Below are 15,887 nucleotides of genomic sequence, written 5' to 3'. Positions count from 1 at the left end.
GTGTGGCCAAGGCCACAGGAACTCGTGCGGCCGGGCGGTGAGTAACGAGTGTGAGGCATACAGAACCAGCAGAGTCGTTGCGTGCGCGCATACGTGCAGGGGACCGTGCGGCCTTCGCCGACCTGTACGACCAGTACGCGCGGGCGGTCTACAGCCATGCCCTGCGGTTGACCGGCAACTGGTCGGAGGCCGAGGAGGCCATGTCCGAGACCTTCCTCGCCGCGTGGCGTACCCGGGAAGCGGTGGAGCCGGAGGGCGGTTCGCTCAAACCGTGGCTGCTCGGCATCGCCACGCACAAGGCGCACAACGCCAACCGTGGCCTGCGTCGCCGGCTGTCCTTCCTGGCCCGCTACCCGGCGCCACCTCCGGTCGACGACTTCGCGGACGAGACAGCGGGCCGGATCGACGACGCCCGCCGTCTCGCGGCGGTCCATGACGCGCTGCGCCAACTGCGCCGTCAGGACCGGGAGGTGCTCGCCCTGTGCGTGGCGGCCGGGCTGGACTATCAGCAGGCCGCCGAGGCCCTCGGCATCCCGGTCGGCACCGTGCGTTCGCGGCTGTCGCGCGCCCGCGCCCGGCTGGCCCGGCTCAGCTCCGGCCAACCCCGCCGCGAAAAGGCGGAACCGCGGGGCCCTCGCGGAGAGATGGAGAGTGAGGCCGCATTCGCGGCCCTGTTTCTGCAGGAGGAAGCCCGATGAACGCCGACAATCCGCCGCACGCCGGGTCGCCCCGGAGTCAGGCCGAGGAGTTGCTGGCGAACTCCGGCGAATGGGACCTCTCGCCGAGCCGTCAACTCCATTGCAAGGAAGTTCTGATGCAGCAGATCGACCACGACCACACCCCCTCCACCCAGGCGTCCCCGGCACCGCGCCGCCGTCGACTGCTGCGCCCGGCCCTGATCGTGCCCGTCGCGTCGATGGCACTGGCCGGGGCGCTCGTCATCACGTTCTCCGGCGGTGGCCACAGCTCCGCCCCGGCGACCGGGGCCACCACCACCGCCAAGGGGAACAGCGCGTCCGTCACGCTCGACCGGATCGCCGCCGCGGCCATGGAAACCGACACGACGCCGGTGAAGGACGGCCGGTTCGTGTACGTGAAGAGCCTGGTCCGAGGGAACACGGGCACGTTCGACGGCCCCGTGCGGCTCGGTGCCCTGCACCGGCAGGAGGTCTGGACGTCGCAGAACCCCGCCCCCATCACCAGGACCGGGTGGATCCGCGAAACCGGGAAGGACGCCGTGATGCCCGGTGAGGAGGTCCCCATCACGTCCACGGATCCCGTCCCGGCGGGCATCGACCGCCCCACGTACAAGTGGCTGGCCTCGCTGCCCACCGACCCCGGCGCCCTGCTCGAGCAGCTCTACGCCCAGACCCGGGCGGAGAAGGGCGAATCGAAGGACCAGGCGGTCTTCGGGACGATCGGCGACCTGCTGAGCTCGACGATCATGCCTCCCGCGAATGCCTCCGCTCTCTACAAGGCGGTCGAGAGGATCCCCGGTGTGACCGAGATCCCCGACGCCGTCGACGCGGCCGGCCGCCACGGCATCGGCATCACGCGAGTGGACGCCTCCTCCACGACACGTGACGAATGGATCTTCGACAAGGACACCCTCGCCTACCTCGGGGGGCGTTCGTACATCACCAAGGACAAGGCCAGGGGCATCACGGCCGACACGCTCTACGGCACCGACGCCATCATGGAGCGCGCAGTCGTCGACCGGCACGGCCAGGAACCCGCCGGGACCGACGGCTGACGAGACCCGGCGCGGGTGGAGGTCGTCGACGGCGTCGGTGGAGCGGTCGTCTCCTGCGTACCGGCCGGTGCCCGGCCGGTACGACGCGATGCGGAAGGCAGTGGCCCCGCATGGGCAGTTGGCTCCGACGGCTCGGTGCGCGTCGGGCGCCGTCGCCCGCGCACCCCCGTGCGGCGCGCACCGCGCTGGTGCGTCCGGGACGCCGAACAGCACCGGTCGTGCGCGCAGGGCCGCGATGCAGGGGCCGTCGCGCACCGCGAGAGCTAGGATCCGGGCCATGGCCCTGACCGTGAACGATGTGGACCGGTTCGAGGCCTCCAGGCCCCGCCTGGAGGCCATCGCCTACCGCCTCCTCGGCTCCGCTAGCGAGGCCGAGGACGCCGTGCAGGAGACGTTCCTGCGCTGGCAGGCCGCCGACGTCGAGCACATCGAGGTCCCCGAGGCCTGGCTGACGAAGGTGCTCACCAACCTGTGCCTGAACCAGCTCACCTCGGCCCGCGCGCGGCGCGAGACCTATGTGGGCCAATGGCTCCCCGAGCCGCTGCTCGCCGGGGACCCGATGCTCGGCCCGGCCGACAGCGCCGAACAGCGCGAATCCGTCTCGTACGCGGTCCTCGCCCTGCTGGAGCGCCTCACCCCCAACGAGCGGGCGGTGTACGTGCTGCGCGAGGCCTTCGACTATCCGCACCGGGAGATCGCCGAGATCCTCGACCTCACCGAGGCCGCCAGCCAGCAGATCTTCCACCGGGCCAAGAAGCACGTCGCTGACGGCAGGACCCGCACCGAGATCGACGAGGCCGCCGCCCGGCGGATCGTCGACGAGTTCCTCGCGGCCGCCACCAGTGGCCGGACCGAGCCGCTCGTGCGGCTGCTCACCCAGGACGCCATCGCGATCGGCGACGGCGGCGGGAAGGTCCCGGCCCGCGCCAGGGCGTTCGAGGGCGCCCTCGCGGTCGCGAAGTTCATGCGGGGCCTGTTCAAGCCCGGCAAGGCCAAGCGCGCCCTGGTCGGCGGCTCGCCCGAGGTGTACGCCGCGACCGCCAACGGCGGCCCCGCCCTCGTCGTGGTCGTCGACGGCCGGGTCATCGGCGTCATGTGCCTGGAGATCACCGCCGAGGGCATCGCCGCGTTCCGCAACCAGGTCAACCCCGACAAGCTCGAACGCGCGACCCGGCGATGGGCGGCCGCCGACCACGGCGAACCCCTGCTCCACGCCTTCTGAGTCCGATGTGAGGTGCTTCACATCGCGTTCCTGTCAGGAAACGGCGGGCCGCCCGGTTCAAGTGGCGACCCCGCTCAAGACAGGAGCACGGATATGCAGCACCGCATCGTCGTCCTCGGAGCCGGATACACCGGAGCCATCGCCGCCGGGCGCCTCGCCAAGCGGCTGCACCGCGAAGATGTCGCCATCACCCTCGTCAACGCCGAGCCCGACTTCGTCGAGCGCGTCCGGATGCACCAGCTCGCGGTCGGCCGGCACCTCAAGTCCCGGCCCTTCAGCGAGATGTTCGCGGGCACCGGCGTCGCACTGAAGCTCGCGAAGGTCACCGGCGTCGACGTCGACCGCAGGACCGTCGCCGTCACCGACGCCAACGGCGCCGAGGAGTTGGCGTACGACACCCTCGTGTACGCCCTCGGCAGCGGCTGGAACACCCAGGGCGTCCCCGGCACCGCCGAGCACGCCCACGAGATCGCCAGTCGCCCCGGAGCGCTTCGGCTGCGCGAGCGCCTGGGCCGCCTGGACGCAGGACAGAACGTGCTCGTGGTCGGCGGCGGCCTCACCGGCCTGGAGGCCGCGACCGAGATCGCCGAAGCCCGCCCGGACCTCGATGTCGCCCTCGCCGCCCGCGGCGGCCTCGGTGACTGGCTCTCGCCCAAGGGCAGCCGGCACCTGCGGAACGTCTTCGACGACCTCGGCATCACCGTGCACGAGCACGCCGCCGTCACCGGCGTCGAGGCCGACCGCGTGACCACCGCCGACAACACGTCCATCCCGGCCGCTGTCACCGTGTGGACCACCGGCTTCGCCGTCCACCCGATCCCGAAGGCCACCGCCCTGGAGGTCACCGAGACCGGTCGGATCGTGGTCGACGGGACCATGCGCTCGGTCTCGCACCCGGACGTGTACGCCATCGGCGATGCGGCCATGGCGATGGGCTCGGGCGACAAGCCGCTGCGGATGTCGTGCGCCTCGGGCGTCCCCATGGCGTGGCAGGCCGCCGATGCCATCGCGGCACGCCTGACCGGCGGGAAGCTCCCGAACGTCGCGCTCCGCTACTTCAACCAGTGCATCTCGCTGGGCCGCAAGCAAGGCCTGATCCAGTACGTCACCGCCGACGACCGCGCAGTCCGGGCGGCCCTGACGGGACGGTTCGCCGCCGTCTACAAGGAGCTGGTCTGCAAGGGCGCGGCCTGGGGCGTCGCCAACCCGGTGCTCGGGATGCCCACCCGGCGCCGCCGCGTCGTGCGGGGGGCGGCCCGGACGGGTTCGGCCGTCAAGGCGCCGGCCTGACCCGCACGACGGAACGGGCTCCCTCGCCGCGGGGGCGCCCGCTCCGCACAACACAAGGCCCAGGTCTCCGACCTGGGCCTCCGTCATGGAGCGGGTGACGGGAACCGAACGCGCGCCCTCGGCCCGGCAAGCGACGGCGCTTGCGAGCCCGGTGACTTCGGAGCTGCACATATGCGCTTCAGCCCGAGCCGTGACAGTGCCGGAGCGTCGCGTCGACGGGACCGAGGGGCAGCGCGCCCGTCGCCGGAATGCCCTGTGACCCGGATCACGATCCGCAGGTGCAGCGTGGGGCGCGTGCCAGTGCCTTCTACAAGGTGTAGGCGACCGGCGAGAACAGGGACAGTGCGGATGGAGCAGGGCCGAGCCCGTGAGTTCGACGAGTTCGTGGCTGCCCGCTGGTCGGCGCTGGTCCACCTGGCCCGTCTGCTCGTCGGAGGCGATCGGCACCGGGCCGAGGACCTGTTGCAGGAGTCCCTGGTCAAGCTCTGGTTCGTCTGGCCCAGGGTCGCGGACGACGCACCGGAGCCGTACGTCCGCAAGGTGATGGTGCGCGCGGCGGCACGCTCCGGAAAGCGGCTCTGGTGGGGTGAACGCCCCGTCGAGCAGCTGCCCGAGGCGGCGGTGGCCGGAGATGTGTCCGCGGACGTGGCGGAGCGTTCTCGACTGGAGGCCGCACTGGCCCAGTTGTCGTCGAAGCAGAGGGTGGCGGTGGTGCTGCGCTACTACCAGGACCTGCCCGAGGGGCAGGTGGCGGAGGCGCTCGGGTGCCCGGTGGGCACTGCCCGGTCCCATGCCGCACGCGGAGTGGCACGGCTGCGGAAGCTGCTGGCCGATATGAACGAGCCGGTGCGGTGAAGGAGAACCCCATGGATCACTTCGAGCGGCAGCTGGCACAGATGATGCGCGACACCGAGGCGCCCGCACCGTTCGAGCCGAAGCACCGGGAACGCCTCTGGGCGGGGGTGCGTGTCCGCCGTCGCAGACGGGCCGCGCAGAGGGCCGTCGGCTCCGTCCTGGCCGTCGCCGGCCTCGGCATCGGGCTGTTCCTGCTGCCCGGCCATGCGGCCCGGGTCGAGCCCGGTCACCCCCGCCCCCAGCCCGCGACGAGCCCCTCGCCCTCCCTCCCGACCGAGACACCCGACGCGTCCCCGAGCACGCCCTCCTCCTCGGGCACCACCACTGCCCCCGCGCCCCCCGCCACCACGCCGCCGGTTTCGGGCACGGCGACCGAGACCCCGCCGGGGCGCACGGGCGACCCGGCGACCTCGGCCCCGCCTTCCGGTACGGCGACCGAGACCCCGCCGGGGCGCACGGGTGACCCGGCGACCTCGGCGCCGCCTTCGGGTACGGCGACCGCGCAGAACGAGCCGTAGACCGCCTCGTCCTCGCCCATCACCCCGTAACTCCCGAGCACACGCTCGCCCCGAGTGTCTTCGGCCTGCCTCGCGCCGGGTCACAAACAAGGACAGAACATGAGAAACCAAGGGTCACTCGAGCTGAAGGACCTGAGCCGACTGCCGCACCGCGCACCGGTGCCGACGCACCACGCGGAGCCCGTCCTGGACGTGGTCGTCCCCGTGTTCAACGAGGAGGGAGATCTGGAGCCGAGCGTGCGGCGGCTCCACGCACACCTGCGCGAGACCTTCCCCTATCCGTTCCGCATCACCATCGCCGACAACGCCAGCACGGACGGCACTCCGCGGATCGCCGCCCGGCTGGCGGACGAACTGCCCGAAGCCCAGTGGCTCCGGCTGGCCGAGAAGGGCCGCGGCCGGGCACTGCGCACCGCCTGGTCGCTCTCGCCGGCCCCCGTACTCGCGTACATGGACGTGGACCTGTCCACGGAACTGACGGCGCTGCTGCCGCTCGTGGCCCCGGTGCTCTCCGGGCACTCCGACATCGCCATCGGCACCCGCCTCGCCCCCGGTTCCCGGGTGGTGCGCGGCCCCAAGCGGGAGATCACCTCTCGTTGCTACAACGCCCTCCTGCACTCCGTACTCGCCGTGGGTTTCTCCGACGCGCAGTGCGGATTCAAGGCGGTGCGGCGTGATGTGGCCGAGCGGCTGCTGCCGCTCGTGCAGGACTCCGAGTGGTTCTTCGACACCGAACTGCTGGTGATCGCCGAGCGTGCCGGGCTGCGCATCCACGAGGTGCCGGTCGACTGGGTGGACGATGCCGACAGCCGGGTCGACATCCTCCCCACGGCACTGGCCGATCTGCGCGGCATAGCCAGGATCGGCAGGGCGCTGGCGCGCGGCACACTGCTGCCGGGCGGGTCGCTGCGCGACGGCGGCGGCGCACCGGGCGGGCTCGCCGGCCAACTCGTGCGCTTCGCCGCCGTAGGAGCAGTCAGCACGCTCGCGTACCTGCTCCTCTACGCGGCGCTGCGCCCCGTGGCGGGATCCCAGGCCGCCAACGCACTCACGCTGCTGGTCTGCACCGTCGCCGGCACGGCCGCGAACAGACGGCTCACCTTCGGCCTCCGCGGCCGCGGAGGTGTGCTGCGCCACCAGGTCAGGGGCCTGGTCGTCCTCCTGATCGGACTGGCGCTCACCGGCGGATCGCTCGCCGCCCTGCACCACGCGGCGCCCTCGGCCGGGCCCGCCCCGGAACTCGCCGTTCTCATCGTCGCCAACCTGGCTGCGACGCTGCTGAAGTTCCTGCTCTTCCGAGCGTGGGTGTTCCGCGCATGAACAGGACCGCCCGGACGACCGCGACCGACACCCTGGGCTGGAACGCGAGGCTGTCGCAGCAGCCCGCCACCCCGGGCCCCGACCGCAGGCGCCGGCTGCGCCGCACAGCCGAGCGCTGCGGCCCCGTACTGGCCGTCTACGGCGCGCTCAAGTTCACCGGCTTCGCCGCCTTCATGTGGCTGCTGCACTCCGCCGGGGACTACCGCACGAAGAACCCGCGCTTCGGCGGCGGCGCCCACCCGTGGGACGTCCTGGCCAGTTGGGACGGCTGGTGGTACCAGCAGATCGCCGCGCACGGCTACCACCCTCAGCTGGTCCCGGTCCCCGGCGCCACCGGCCCGATCACGCTCGAGGGGAACTCGGCGGCGTTCTTCCCGCTCTACCCGGCGCTGATGCGGCTGGTCTCCGAGGTCACCGGCCTCGGCCTGTACGGCGCCGGCCTGCTGGTCTCCGTGGTCGCCTCCTTCGCCGCCGCCCTGGGCATCCACGCCGTCACCGAACGCCTCGGCGGGAGACGGGCCGGGCTGGCCGCGGCCGGACTCTGGGCCGTCTGGCCCGGTTCCGGCGTGGAGTGGGCGGTCTACTCCGACTCCCTCTACGTGGCCCTGGCCGCCTGGGCCTGCCATGCCGTCCTGAGCCGCCGCTGGCTCACCGCCGGTCTCCTCACCTGCGTGGCGGGGCTCAACCGGCCCACCGCCGTGGCACTGATCGCCGCCGTCGCCGTCGCTGCCCTGCTCGCGCTCCACCGTCGTCGGGACGGCATCGCGCGTCCGGTGGCCGCGATGGCGATCGCCCCGCTGGGCCTCCTCGCCTATCTCGGCTGGGTGGGTCACCGGATGAACGACTACGGCGGCTACTTCAAGCTCCAGTCCGGCGCCTGGGCCCACGAGTGGGACTTCGGGCGGCAGACCCTCGACGTCCTCACCTCCGTACCGGTGGGCCACTCCGACTACCTCTTCGCCTGGCCCTTCGCGGACCTGATCGGCGTCGGTGTCGTCCTGCTCGCCCTCGCCCTGCTCCCGCTGCTGATCCGGCGGCGTCCCCCGGCCGTACTGATCGTCTACACCGTCCTCACGCTCGTCCTCGTCCTGGGCAGCCAGCAGATCTTCGGCAATGTCTCCCGCTATCTGCTCCCCCTCTTCCCGCTCTTCCTCCCGCTCGCCCTCGCCCTGCGCCGCCTCAGCCCGACCCACCAGCTCATGCTGCTCGGCATCGCGGCTCTGGCCTCCGGCTCGTATGCGGGCTACGGCCTGTTCGAACTCGGCGTCCCGTAACCGGCGGCCCCAGGAATGGATGCCCGATGACCACGACCCTGCCCACCGCCGAGCAGCCGGCCTCGCGTCCGGCACACCACGCTCCTGCACGGAAGCCGAGCCCCGTACGGAACCCCACCGGCGCGCCCGAACAGCGGCGACTGCGCGACCGGCTGACCTCCACGGACCTCCGGGTGCTCCGGCTCTACCTGTTCACGCGCCTCGGGCTGTGGCTCCTCGCCTACTGCACCGCCTGGCTGTTCCCTCCCGGATCCCATCCCAGAACACCCGCCCCATGGCTGTCCCGCTGGGAGCAATGGGACTGGGTGCACTATCAACACATAGCCCGGTACGGCTACTTCGACCCCTTCCCGGGAATCGACCCCGCGTCCGACAACCGGGTGGCCTTCTTCCCCGGATTCCCCCTCCTGCTGCGCGCCGTGCACACCCTCGTCGCCGACTGGGCCGCGGCCGGCCTGCTGATCTCCCTGGTCACCGGCGCGGTGGCCGTCGTGGCCCTGGCCAGGATCGCCGGACTGGGCCGACCGGACAGCGCCCTGGCCGGCCGACGGGCCACGGGCTTCCTGCTGCTGTCGCCCGCCGCGGTGTTCCTGGCAGCGGGCTACACGGAGTCCCTCTTCCTCGCGTTCGCGCTGCCGGCCTGGCTCGCGGCGAGGAACCGCAACTGGCCGGTCGCAGGCGTGCTCGCGGCCCTGGCCACCACCACCCGGATCAGCGGCCTGTTCCTGGCTGCCGCGATCACGGTCGAATGCGTCCTGGCCCCGGCCCGGGACGAGCACCGAGGCCGTGGCCTCCGGCGCTCCCTGCCCTGGTGCGCCCTGCCCGCCGTACCCGCCGCGGCCTACACCGCCTACCTGTACGCGAACACCGGCGACTGGATGGCCTGGAAGCACGCGGAGGAACGCGGCTGGTACCGCGACTTCCACACTCCCGCCGAAGCGTTCCGGAACACCTGGCACAACGCCTTCGACCACCTCCAGACCACCGGCTACGCCTGGGAGTTCCAGCTCGAACTGGCCGCGATGGCGGTCGGTGTTCTGCTGTTCTCCTCCCTCCTGCTCCGCCGCCGCTGGCCGGAAGCCGTGTACATCGGGCTCAACCTCTGGGCCCTGGGGACGTCGTACTGGTACCAGTCCATCCCCCGCGCAACCCTGCTCTGGTGGCCGCTGTGGACCGGCCTGGCCCACTGGAGCCTGCGGCGCACCTGGGTGAAGGAGGCGTACACCGGCGTAGTGGCTCCGCTGATGGTGGTGCTCGCGGTGACGTTCACCTCGGGCCACTGGACCGGCTGACCCGACCCGAACCGGCGCTCTCGAAATGGGCGAGCGCCCGGGGCGAGGTTGTCGGCATCCTTGGGCCATGAGTCGTTGGAAGCTCTACGACAACTGGTACGCCGATCTGGCCGGCCTCTCCGTCGAGCAACTGCGGGAGCGCCGGGCCTTCGCCTCCCAGCGGGCCGAGGGTGCCGCGGCGCGTGGCATGGGCCGCAACCCCAAGGCCGCGCGCGAGTGGCGCGAGAGGCTTCGCGCCGTCGAGGACGAACTCCTGAGGCGGGGCGTCCAGGAGGCGTAGCCACCGTGTGAGCATGCACAGAAGCACCTCGGCACCCACGGCAGGGCTGCGGACGGATGGGCACGGGCCCGGCGGCGAGCAGCGCCAGAGCCAGTGAGGCGAGGGCGCGGAGCTGAGCCGGTGGCGTCGGCAGCGGTCGCGCGTTTTCTCTCTCCACTGCAAGCAGCGCGGCGCGCCATGACTCGGCACGGCCGTGCCCCGGTGAGCCCGCGGTGAGCGCACGGTGAGTCGTCGTCGCCAGTGTTGGGCCATCGCCGGTCCCGCATCGAGGACCGGCCGCCGAGCGAGGAGCGGACGATGGGTGAACTGACGGGTAAGACGGCACTGGTGACCGGTGGGTCGCGGGGCATCGGCCGGGCGGTGGCCCTGCGGCTGGCCGCCGAGGGAGCACTGGTTGCGATCCACTACGGCGGCAACGACGACGCGGCCAAGGAGACCGTGACGCGGATCGAGAAGGCCGGCGGCCGGGCCTTCACCATCCAGGCCCGGTTCGGGGAGGAGGGCGCGGTGGAGAAGCTGTTCCAGGGGCTGGTCGCAGGACTCGCGGGGCGCGGGCTGGACATCCTGGTCAACAATGCGGGCATCTCCTCGACGAGTTCGATCTCCCAGGTGAGCGCGGACGAGTGGGACAAGCTGCTGGCGGTCAACGTCACCGCGCCGTTCTTCGTGATCCAGCGGGCACTGCCCCTGCTGAACGACGGGGGACGCATCGTCAGCATGGGGTCTACCGCCAGCCGGTTCGCCGTCTCCACACAGATCGGCTACACCGTCACGAAGGCCGCGGTCGAATCGCTGGCCCCATCGCTGGCCAACGAGCTGGGCCGACGAGGGATCACGGTGAACACGGTCGCACCGGGCGCGGTGCGGACCGATCTGACCGCCGGGTACACCTCGATTCCCGAGGTGGTCGCCGGGCTCGAGGCGATCACCGCGCTGGGCCGCATCGGGGAACCCGAGGACGTGGCCGACGTCGTCGGCTTCCTGGTGGGCCCCGGAGGACGATGGATCACCGGGCGTACCATCGACGTGTCCGGTGGTACGTACCTCGGCCCGATCGCCTGACCGTCCCACACTCCCGTTCCGAGCCGTCCCCGGCACGCGTTACGAGCCGTCCCCGGCTCCCGTTCCCGGCCCGCCGGCCCGATGTACGGGCAGTTGCGCGAGTGGATAATCACCCGCATGCGCTTCGGAATTCTCGGCGGGACACAGGCTTGGGGCGAGGACGGTGCGGAGGTGCCCCTGGGCGGGCCGGCGCGGCGAGCACTGCTGGCGCTCTTGCTCGTCACCCCCGGCGAGGTCGTCCCGGCCGACCGGCTGGCGGACGACATCGGGGCCGCCGGGGCCGGCGGTCCGAAGGGCGCGGCGCCGTCCGCCCACGCGATCCAGTCCCAGGTGTCCCGGCTGCGGTCGGCCCTGGGCGACACGGCGGCGATCGAGCGGGCGGGAGCCGGCTATCGGATCGCCGTCACCACCGAGGACGTGGACGCCGGACGGTTCGAACGGCTGGCGCGGGAGGGCCGTTCGGCGCTGGCGGAGGGAGATGCCGGAACGGCTCTGCCGCTGCTGCGTCAGGCGCTTCAGCTGTGGCGGGGCCCGGCGCTCGCCGACCTCACCGACAGCGCATCGGCCCGCGCAGCCGCCGTACGGCTGGAGCAGCTGCGGTTGGCGGCACTGGAGGACCGGCTCGAAGCCGAGCTGTGCCTCGGCGAACACCGCGCTGCCGTACCCGAGTTACGCGAACTCCTCGATCACCATCCACTGCGCGAGCGCCTCGCCGGGCTGCTGATGCGGGCGCTGCACGCGGATGGTGCCCAGGCCGAGGCCCTGGTCGTCTTCGAGCAGGTCAGGCGACATCTCGCCGACGAGCTGGGCGCCGATCCCTCCGCGGAGCTGGCCGCACTCCACGGCGAGCTGCTGCGTGCCGACGCGTCACCCGCTCCCGCCGCGCCGCCGGCCCCGCTCACCGCATTCGTCGGCCGTGCCGACGAGGTGACCGAGGTCCGGCAACTCCTGGGTGCAGCCCGCTTGGTGACCCTGACCGGCCCAGGGGGCGTCGGCAAGACGCGGCTGTCCGCGGAGGTGGCGGAGACGGCCGACGGCGAGGTGTGCTTCGTGGAACTGGCCGCGCTGCGCGACGCTGCCGTTCTGCCGCAGGTCCTCCTGGGCGCCCTGGGCCTGCGGGAGAGCGGGCTGCACACGGCGGCCGGCGTCCAGGGCCCGTTGGACCGCCTGGTCGCGGCGCTGTCCGGCCGGTGGCTGCTGCTCGTCCTGGACAACTGCGAGCACCTGGTGGAGGAGGTCGCCGTAGTGGCGGCACGCCTGCTGGCGATGTGTCCGCGCCTGCGCGTGCTGGCGACGAGCCGCGAACCGCTGGGTGTCGTCGGCGAACACCTCTACCCCGTACGACCGCTCGATGACGCCGCTGCCGCGGAACTCTTCACCGACCGGGCCCGGGCCGCGCGCCGGGCGTTCGTCCCCGACTCCGAGACCGTACGGCGCGTCTGCACCGCTCTCGACAACCTGCCGCTGGCCATCGAGCTGGCGGCGGCCCGGCTGCGCACCTTGACTCTGGCGGAGCTCTCGGCCCGGCTGCACGACCGGCTCGGCGTGACCGAGCGCGGCAGCCGCACTCCCGAGACCCGGCACCGCACGCTGCGCGCGGTGGTCGGCTGGAGCTGGGACCTGCTGTCGGAGCCGGAGCAAAGGGCCGCCCGGCGCTTCTCGGTGTTCGCCGGCGGGGCGGGTGTCGCCTCCGCCCTGCGGGTCTGCGACACGGACGAGGAGACCCTGCAGTCGCTCGCCGACAAGTCCCTGCTGGAGTGGACGGACGGTCGCTGCCGCATGCTGGAGACGATTCGTGCCTACGGCGCCGAGCAGTTGGATGCCGCGGGCGAGACGGAGCCGGTACGGCGCGTCCATGCCGGGACGCTGCTGGAGCTGCTGCGCGCCGCCGGCCCCGGCCTGCGGCGGAGTGAGCAACTGGAGCTGCTGCCCGCGCTCGCGGCGGAGCAGCCCGACCTGCTGGCGGCCGTGCGCTGGGCGGTCGGGGCACGGGAGACCGGAACTGCCCTGGAACTGATCGCCGCGGCCTCGACGTACCTGTGGATCCGCGGCGCCTCCGGCACCCTGGCCCCACCGGCACGCACCGTTCTCGGTGCCATGGGCGACACGCCCCCGGACGGGCTGGGCGAAGAGTACGCGGTCTGCGTGCTGATCGCCGCATCCGGCACGGCCGGGCGGGAGGTGTGGCACCGGCACCGGGCAACGGCGGGCAAGGCGCTGACCGTCGCGTGGTCGGACGGTCGGTCGGGTCACCACCCGGCTGCCCTGCTGCTGTGGATGATGCACAACGCGACGAGCGAGGGGGACGCACCGGGTGCGTTCGCCCTCGTCTCGGCCCAGCGCGAGAGCCGTGAACCGTGGGCCGGCGCTGCGGCGCAGTACGTGACCGGCTTCGGTGCGCTCGGCGATGGCAACCTGGCCGAGGCTGAACGGACCTTCCGTACGGCGGTCACGGAGTTCCGTGCGCTGGGCGACCGTTGGGGCGCCGCGCTGGCGCTGGACGCGCTCGCCGGCGTCGCGGGCACGCGGGGTGACCGGCGGACGGCGGTCGCGCTCACCGATGAGGCGCTAGGCCTCGCCGAACAGCTGGACGCCCTGGAGGACTGTGCCGACCTTCTGGTCAACCGGGGGGACCTGCGTGTCGACGTCGACCCGGAGGCGGCAAGGGCCGATTACGCGCGGGCAGCCGAGTTGGCCCGCCGCGCCGGCAGCACCGGCGCCCTGGCGGCGGCGCTGCGCGGACTCGGCGACATCGCCCTGGCGGGGCGGGACCGGGCCACGGCGGAGAACCTCTACACCCAGGCCCTGGAACACCTCGACCCGCACGGGGTGAAGGGGGCCGCCAACCGCGTGCGTACGCTGGCCGGCCTGGGCCGGACCGCCGAGGCACACGGCGACTACGCCGACGCCCGGGCACGGTACCGGGAGGCCGCGCAGGCCGCGGTGTCCGCGGTCGTCGTGGCGGCCACGCTGCCCGAAGCACTGCGCCTGCTGGGCCTCCCCGGGCCGCTCGTCGAGACGCTGAGCCGACGGTGAGCGCTTGCCCCGGTGCTGGGCCTGTGCCGATGCCTCGGCCTGGACCCGGGCGGCGGCCCGCACCTTTCCCGACAACAAAGAACCCCCGGGTCCACGACCTGGGGGTTTCTGGTGGAGCGGGTGACGAGAATCGAACTCGCGCTCTCAGCTTGGGAAGCGACGGCGCTTGCGCGGACTCATACGCCCCGAGCTGGACGTACGCGCTGATCGGAGTTCCTCACGAGTGCGGGATCGCACCGTGATTGACCGCTGTTGCCCGCTCCGCGGCATCGGTGCACAGCCCGCCTGATGCCCACCCTTGAGGTCGGCCCGGTGAGGGCTGGGTCCGCCGGACGGGCGGGAACCGGCCCAGCTCCATCCCGTCGCTCCCACGACAGCCGACGCTGTCGTCACCCCGACCGCGGGACTTCCGGCCCGTACTCTCGTGTGACCACCACAAGGCGCTCCGGGTGGCCCGCGCCCACGCGATCAGCTGGAACCGGAGCTGCCGGCCGCCTCGTCCGCGGCACGACGGTACTCGGCGTTGATGCGCTGAGCTTCCTCGAGCTGGTCCTCGAGGATGACGATGCGGCAGGCGGCCTCGATCGGGGTGCCCCTGTCGACGAGCTCGCGGGCGCGAGCGGCGATCCGCAGCTGGTAGCGGGAGTACCGGCGATGCCCACCCTCCGAGCGGAGCGGAGTGATCAGACGAGCCTCGCCGATGGCTCGAAGGAAGCCCGGGGTGGTGCCGAGCATCTCGGCTGCCCGGCCCATCGTGTAGGCGGGGTAGTCGTCGTCGTCCAGAAAATCACTAAGAGGGTTGTCCGCTGTCATGTCACCTCGCTGTGCAACGCGTCGAGGGGCCTTGGTGCCGTACGGCACCAAGGCCCCGAAGGAAATTCAACACCATCTGTCGGCCCTACTGCTGTGCCGACCTTCTGTTTCCGCTATCCGGCCCGGCAGGGGGCGGGGTAGCGGGGGATCGCAGTTGCTTGACCGGGGACCACCATCCATTCCGGGGTCTTGCGGTACCCGGGCCGAGTGCTTTCTCGGGCCGGGCGATCCTGATGGCGTCTGCTCCTCCGTTCCTCTCTGAACCAACCACTGGATGAATCGGCACTGCGGTACTGCTGCGGCAGCTCCTCGACATGCGAGCCGCCCAGTGCGGCTCCCAGCGCCGTCGCCGTTCTGGGAAACCTTGGCTTCGAGGCTCGAGAGCCGCACTGACCTGCGAATTTCGTGTACAGCTACCCGCCAGTTCGTTTCTGCCGGGTCTCGTTCGACCGTCTTCTACGACAGGGAGCATAACCACGCCGCGAGGTAATGTCTACTCTGGCAAGAGTAGATTTCACCTCTATGACAGAGGAGGAATCCTGCCACCTGCGACGACGACCTCCCTCTAGTCCGTCGCGCGCGGCGCCACGACGGATGGGGCTCCTCGCCGCTCGGTCAAGAACCGCCTCCCGCCGTCCGCGAAGCTGCTTCACCTCCCGCGGGGCGGGCCCGAGACAGGCAGCTGAATAAGATCTGCTCTCATGTCGAACCCTGATGAACTGCTTGTCGCTCTCTCCGCCGCGGTGGAGTCCGAGCGAAGCAATCAGATGTCGCTGACCGTGGTCGTCGGCGGCGCCGTCATCACCGGCCGGCTGGCTCCCGAGGCCGTGTGGAGGGAGCGGGTGGCGGAGGTCCTGAAGGAATCGGACCGCCTCGGGCCGTTCTCCGGCGTCTTCACCGGCGGCCCGCGAGGGGAACGGCCCGGCCGCGGCGGAGATCCCACGCATCTGCACTTCCATCTCGCGCGGATCCTGCAGGGCAGCCTCGGTATCCCGGAGACGGGCGGCATGTACCGAGTCGCGATCAAGGACGTCAGCGCATGGACCGTGGGTGATTTCAGCTACTTCGACCGGTGAGACGCTGTCCCCGCCCCGCTGCTCGGCCAAGAGTCTCCGAGCGGACGAGGACACAGCGGTGGGGGCTCTGTCGACGCGCGTCGACAGAGCCCCCAC

The 15,887-nt window shown here is 72.0% G+C and carries 14 protein-coding genes; 13 read left to right on the top strand and 1 reads right to left on the bottom strand.

Features of this window, described 5'->3' with window-relative positions:
• The first annotated feature begins 77 nt into the window (after positions 1 to 77).
• The 12 genes from ACWCP6_RS30085 (at position 78) to ACWCP6_RS30030 (ending at position 13,902) form a co-directional block, all read left to right on the top strand.
• Positions 78 to 698, top strand: a complete 621-nt coding sequence (locus ACWCP6_RS30085) for an RNA polymerase sigma factor (RefSeq protein WP_450935735.1) — start codon at positions 78 to 80, stop codon at positions 696 to 698.
• A complete protein-coding gene (locus ACWCP6_RS30080) occupies positions 695 to 1,753 on the top strand; it encodes a CU044_5270 family protein (RefSeq protein WP_450935734.1) in 1,059 nt (352 codons plus the stop codon). The genes ACWCP6_RS30085 and ACWCP6_RS30080 overlap by 4 nt, the downstream gene beginning before the upstream one ends.
• A gap of 277 nt (positions 1,754 to 2,030) precedes the next feature.
• The gene (locus ACWCP6_RS30075) at positions 2,031 to 2,975 is read left to right on the top strand and encodes an RNA polymerase sigma-70 factor (RefSeq protein WP_450935733.1); all 945 of its coding nucleotides are present in this window, start codon (positions 2,031 to 2,033) and stop codon (positions 2,973 to 2,975) included.
• 93 nt (positions 2,976 to 3,068) lie between these two features.
• The gene (locus ACWCP6_RS30070; protein WP_450935732.1) at positions 3,069 to 4,265 is read left to right on the top strand and encodes an NAD(P)/FAD-dependent oxidoreductase; all 1,197 of its coding nucleotides are present in this window, start codon (positions 3,069 to 3,071) and stop codon (positions 4,263 to 4,265) included.
• 348 nt (positions 4,266 to 4,613) lie between these two features.
• A complete protein-coding gene (locus ACWCP6_RS30065) occupies positions 4,614 to 5,120 on the top strand; it encodes a SigE family RNA polymerase sigma factor (RefSeq protein WP_450935731.1) in 507 nt (168 codons plus the stop codon).
• An 11-nt stretch (positions 5,121 to 5,131) separates the two neighbouring features.
• A complete protein-coding gene (locus tag ACWCP6_RS30060) occupies positions 5,132 to 5,638 on the top strand; it encodes a hypothetical protein (RefSeq protein ID WP_450935730.1) in 507 nt (168 codons plus the stop codon).
• A gap of 99 nt (positions 5,639 to 5,737) precedes the next feature.
• Positions 5,738 to 6,958 carry a glycosyltransferase gene (locus ACWCP6_RS30055; RefSeq protein WP_450935729.1) on the top strand — a complete coding sequence of 407 codons (1,221 nt, stop codon included), beginning with the start codon at positions 5,738 to 5,740 and terminating at the stop codon, positions 6,956 to 6,958.
• Positions 6,955 to 8,232 (top strand): hypothetical protein, encoded by a 1,278-nt coding sequence (locus ACWCP6_RS30050; RefSeq protein ID WP_450935728.1) that lies wholly within the window; start codon positions 6,955 to 6,957, stop codon positions 8,230 to 8,232. The genes ACWCP6_RS30055 and ACWCP6_RS30050 overlap by 4 nt, the downstream gene beginning before the upstream one ends.
• Before the next feature lie 26 nt (positions 8,233 to 8,258).
• Complete coding sequence (locus ACWCP6_RS30045; protein ID WP_450935727.1) at positions 8,259 to 9,524, top strand: mannosyltransferase family protein; 1,266 nt, start codon at positions 8,259 to 8,261, stop codon at positions 9,522 to 9,524.
• Positions 9,525 to 9,591: 67 nt separating this feature from the next.
• Positions 9,592 to 9,804 (top strand): hypothetical protein, encoded by a 213-nt coding sequence (locus ACWCP6_RS30040; RefSeq protein ID WP_450935726.1) that lies wholly within the window; start codon positions 9,592 to 9,594, stop codon positions 9,802 to 9,804.
• Between the two features lie 297 nt (positions 9,805 to 10,101).
• Positions 10,102 to 10,866 carry an SDR family NAD(P)-dependent oxidoreductase gene (locus tag ACWCP6_RS30035; protein ID WP_450935725.1) on the top strand — a complete coding sequence of 255 codons (765 nt, stop codon included), beginning with the start codon at positions 10,102 to 10,104 and terminating at the stop codon, positions 10,864 to 10,866.
• A gap of 117 nt (positions 10,867 to 10,983) precedes the next feature.
• Positions 10,984 to 13,902: an ATP-binding protein gene (locus tag ACWCP6_RS30030; RefSeq protein WP_450935724.1), complete on the top strand. Its 2,919-nt coding sequence runs from the start codon at positions 10,984 to 10,986 to the stop codon at positions 13,900 to 13,902.
• A gap of 468 nt (positions 13,903 to 14,370) precedes the next feature.
• On the opposite strand, the gene ACWCP6_RS30025 is transcribed toward ACWCP6_RS30030, so the two are convergent.
• Complete coding sequence (locus ACWCP6_RS30025) at positions 14,371 to 14,715, bottom strand: helix-turn-helix domain-containing protein (RefSeq protein ID WP_059130428.1); 345 nt, start codon at positions 14,713 to 14,715, stop codon at positions 14,371 to 14,373.
• Positions 14,716 to 15,416: 701 nt separating this feature from the next.
• Between ACWCP6_RS30025 and ACWCP6_RS30020 the strand changes: the two genes are divergently transcribed.
• Complete coding sequence (locus ACWCP6_RS30020; protein WP_365800620.1) at positions 15,417 to 15,791, top strand: hypothetical protein; 375 nt, start codon at positions 15,417 to 15,419, stop codon at positions 15,789 to 15,791.
• The last annotated feature ends 96 nt before the right edge of the window (positions 15,792 to 15,887 follow it).

It is taken from the genome of Streptomyces sp. NPDC002004 (genome assembly GCF_053593975.1).
The sequence above is the reverse complement of the archived record's forward strand: the minus strand, read 5'-3'. Positions and strand labels throughout refer to the sequence as shown.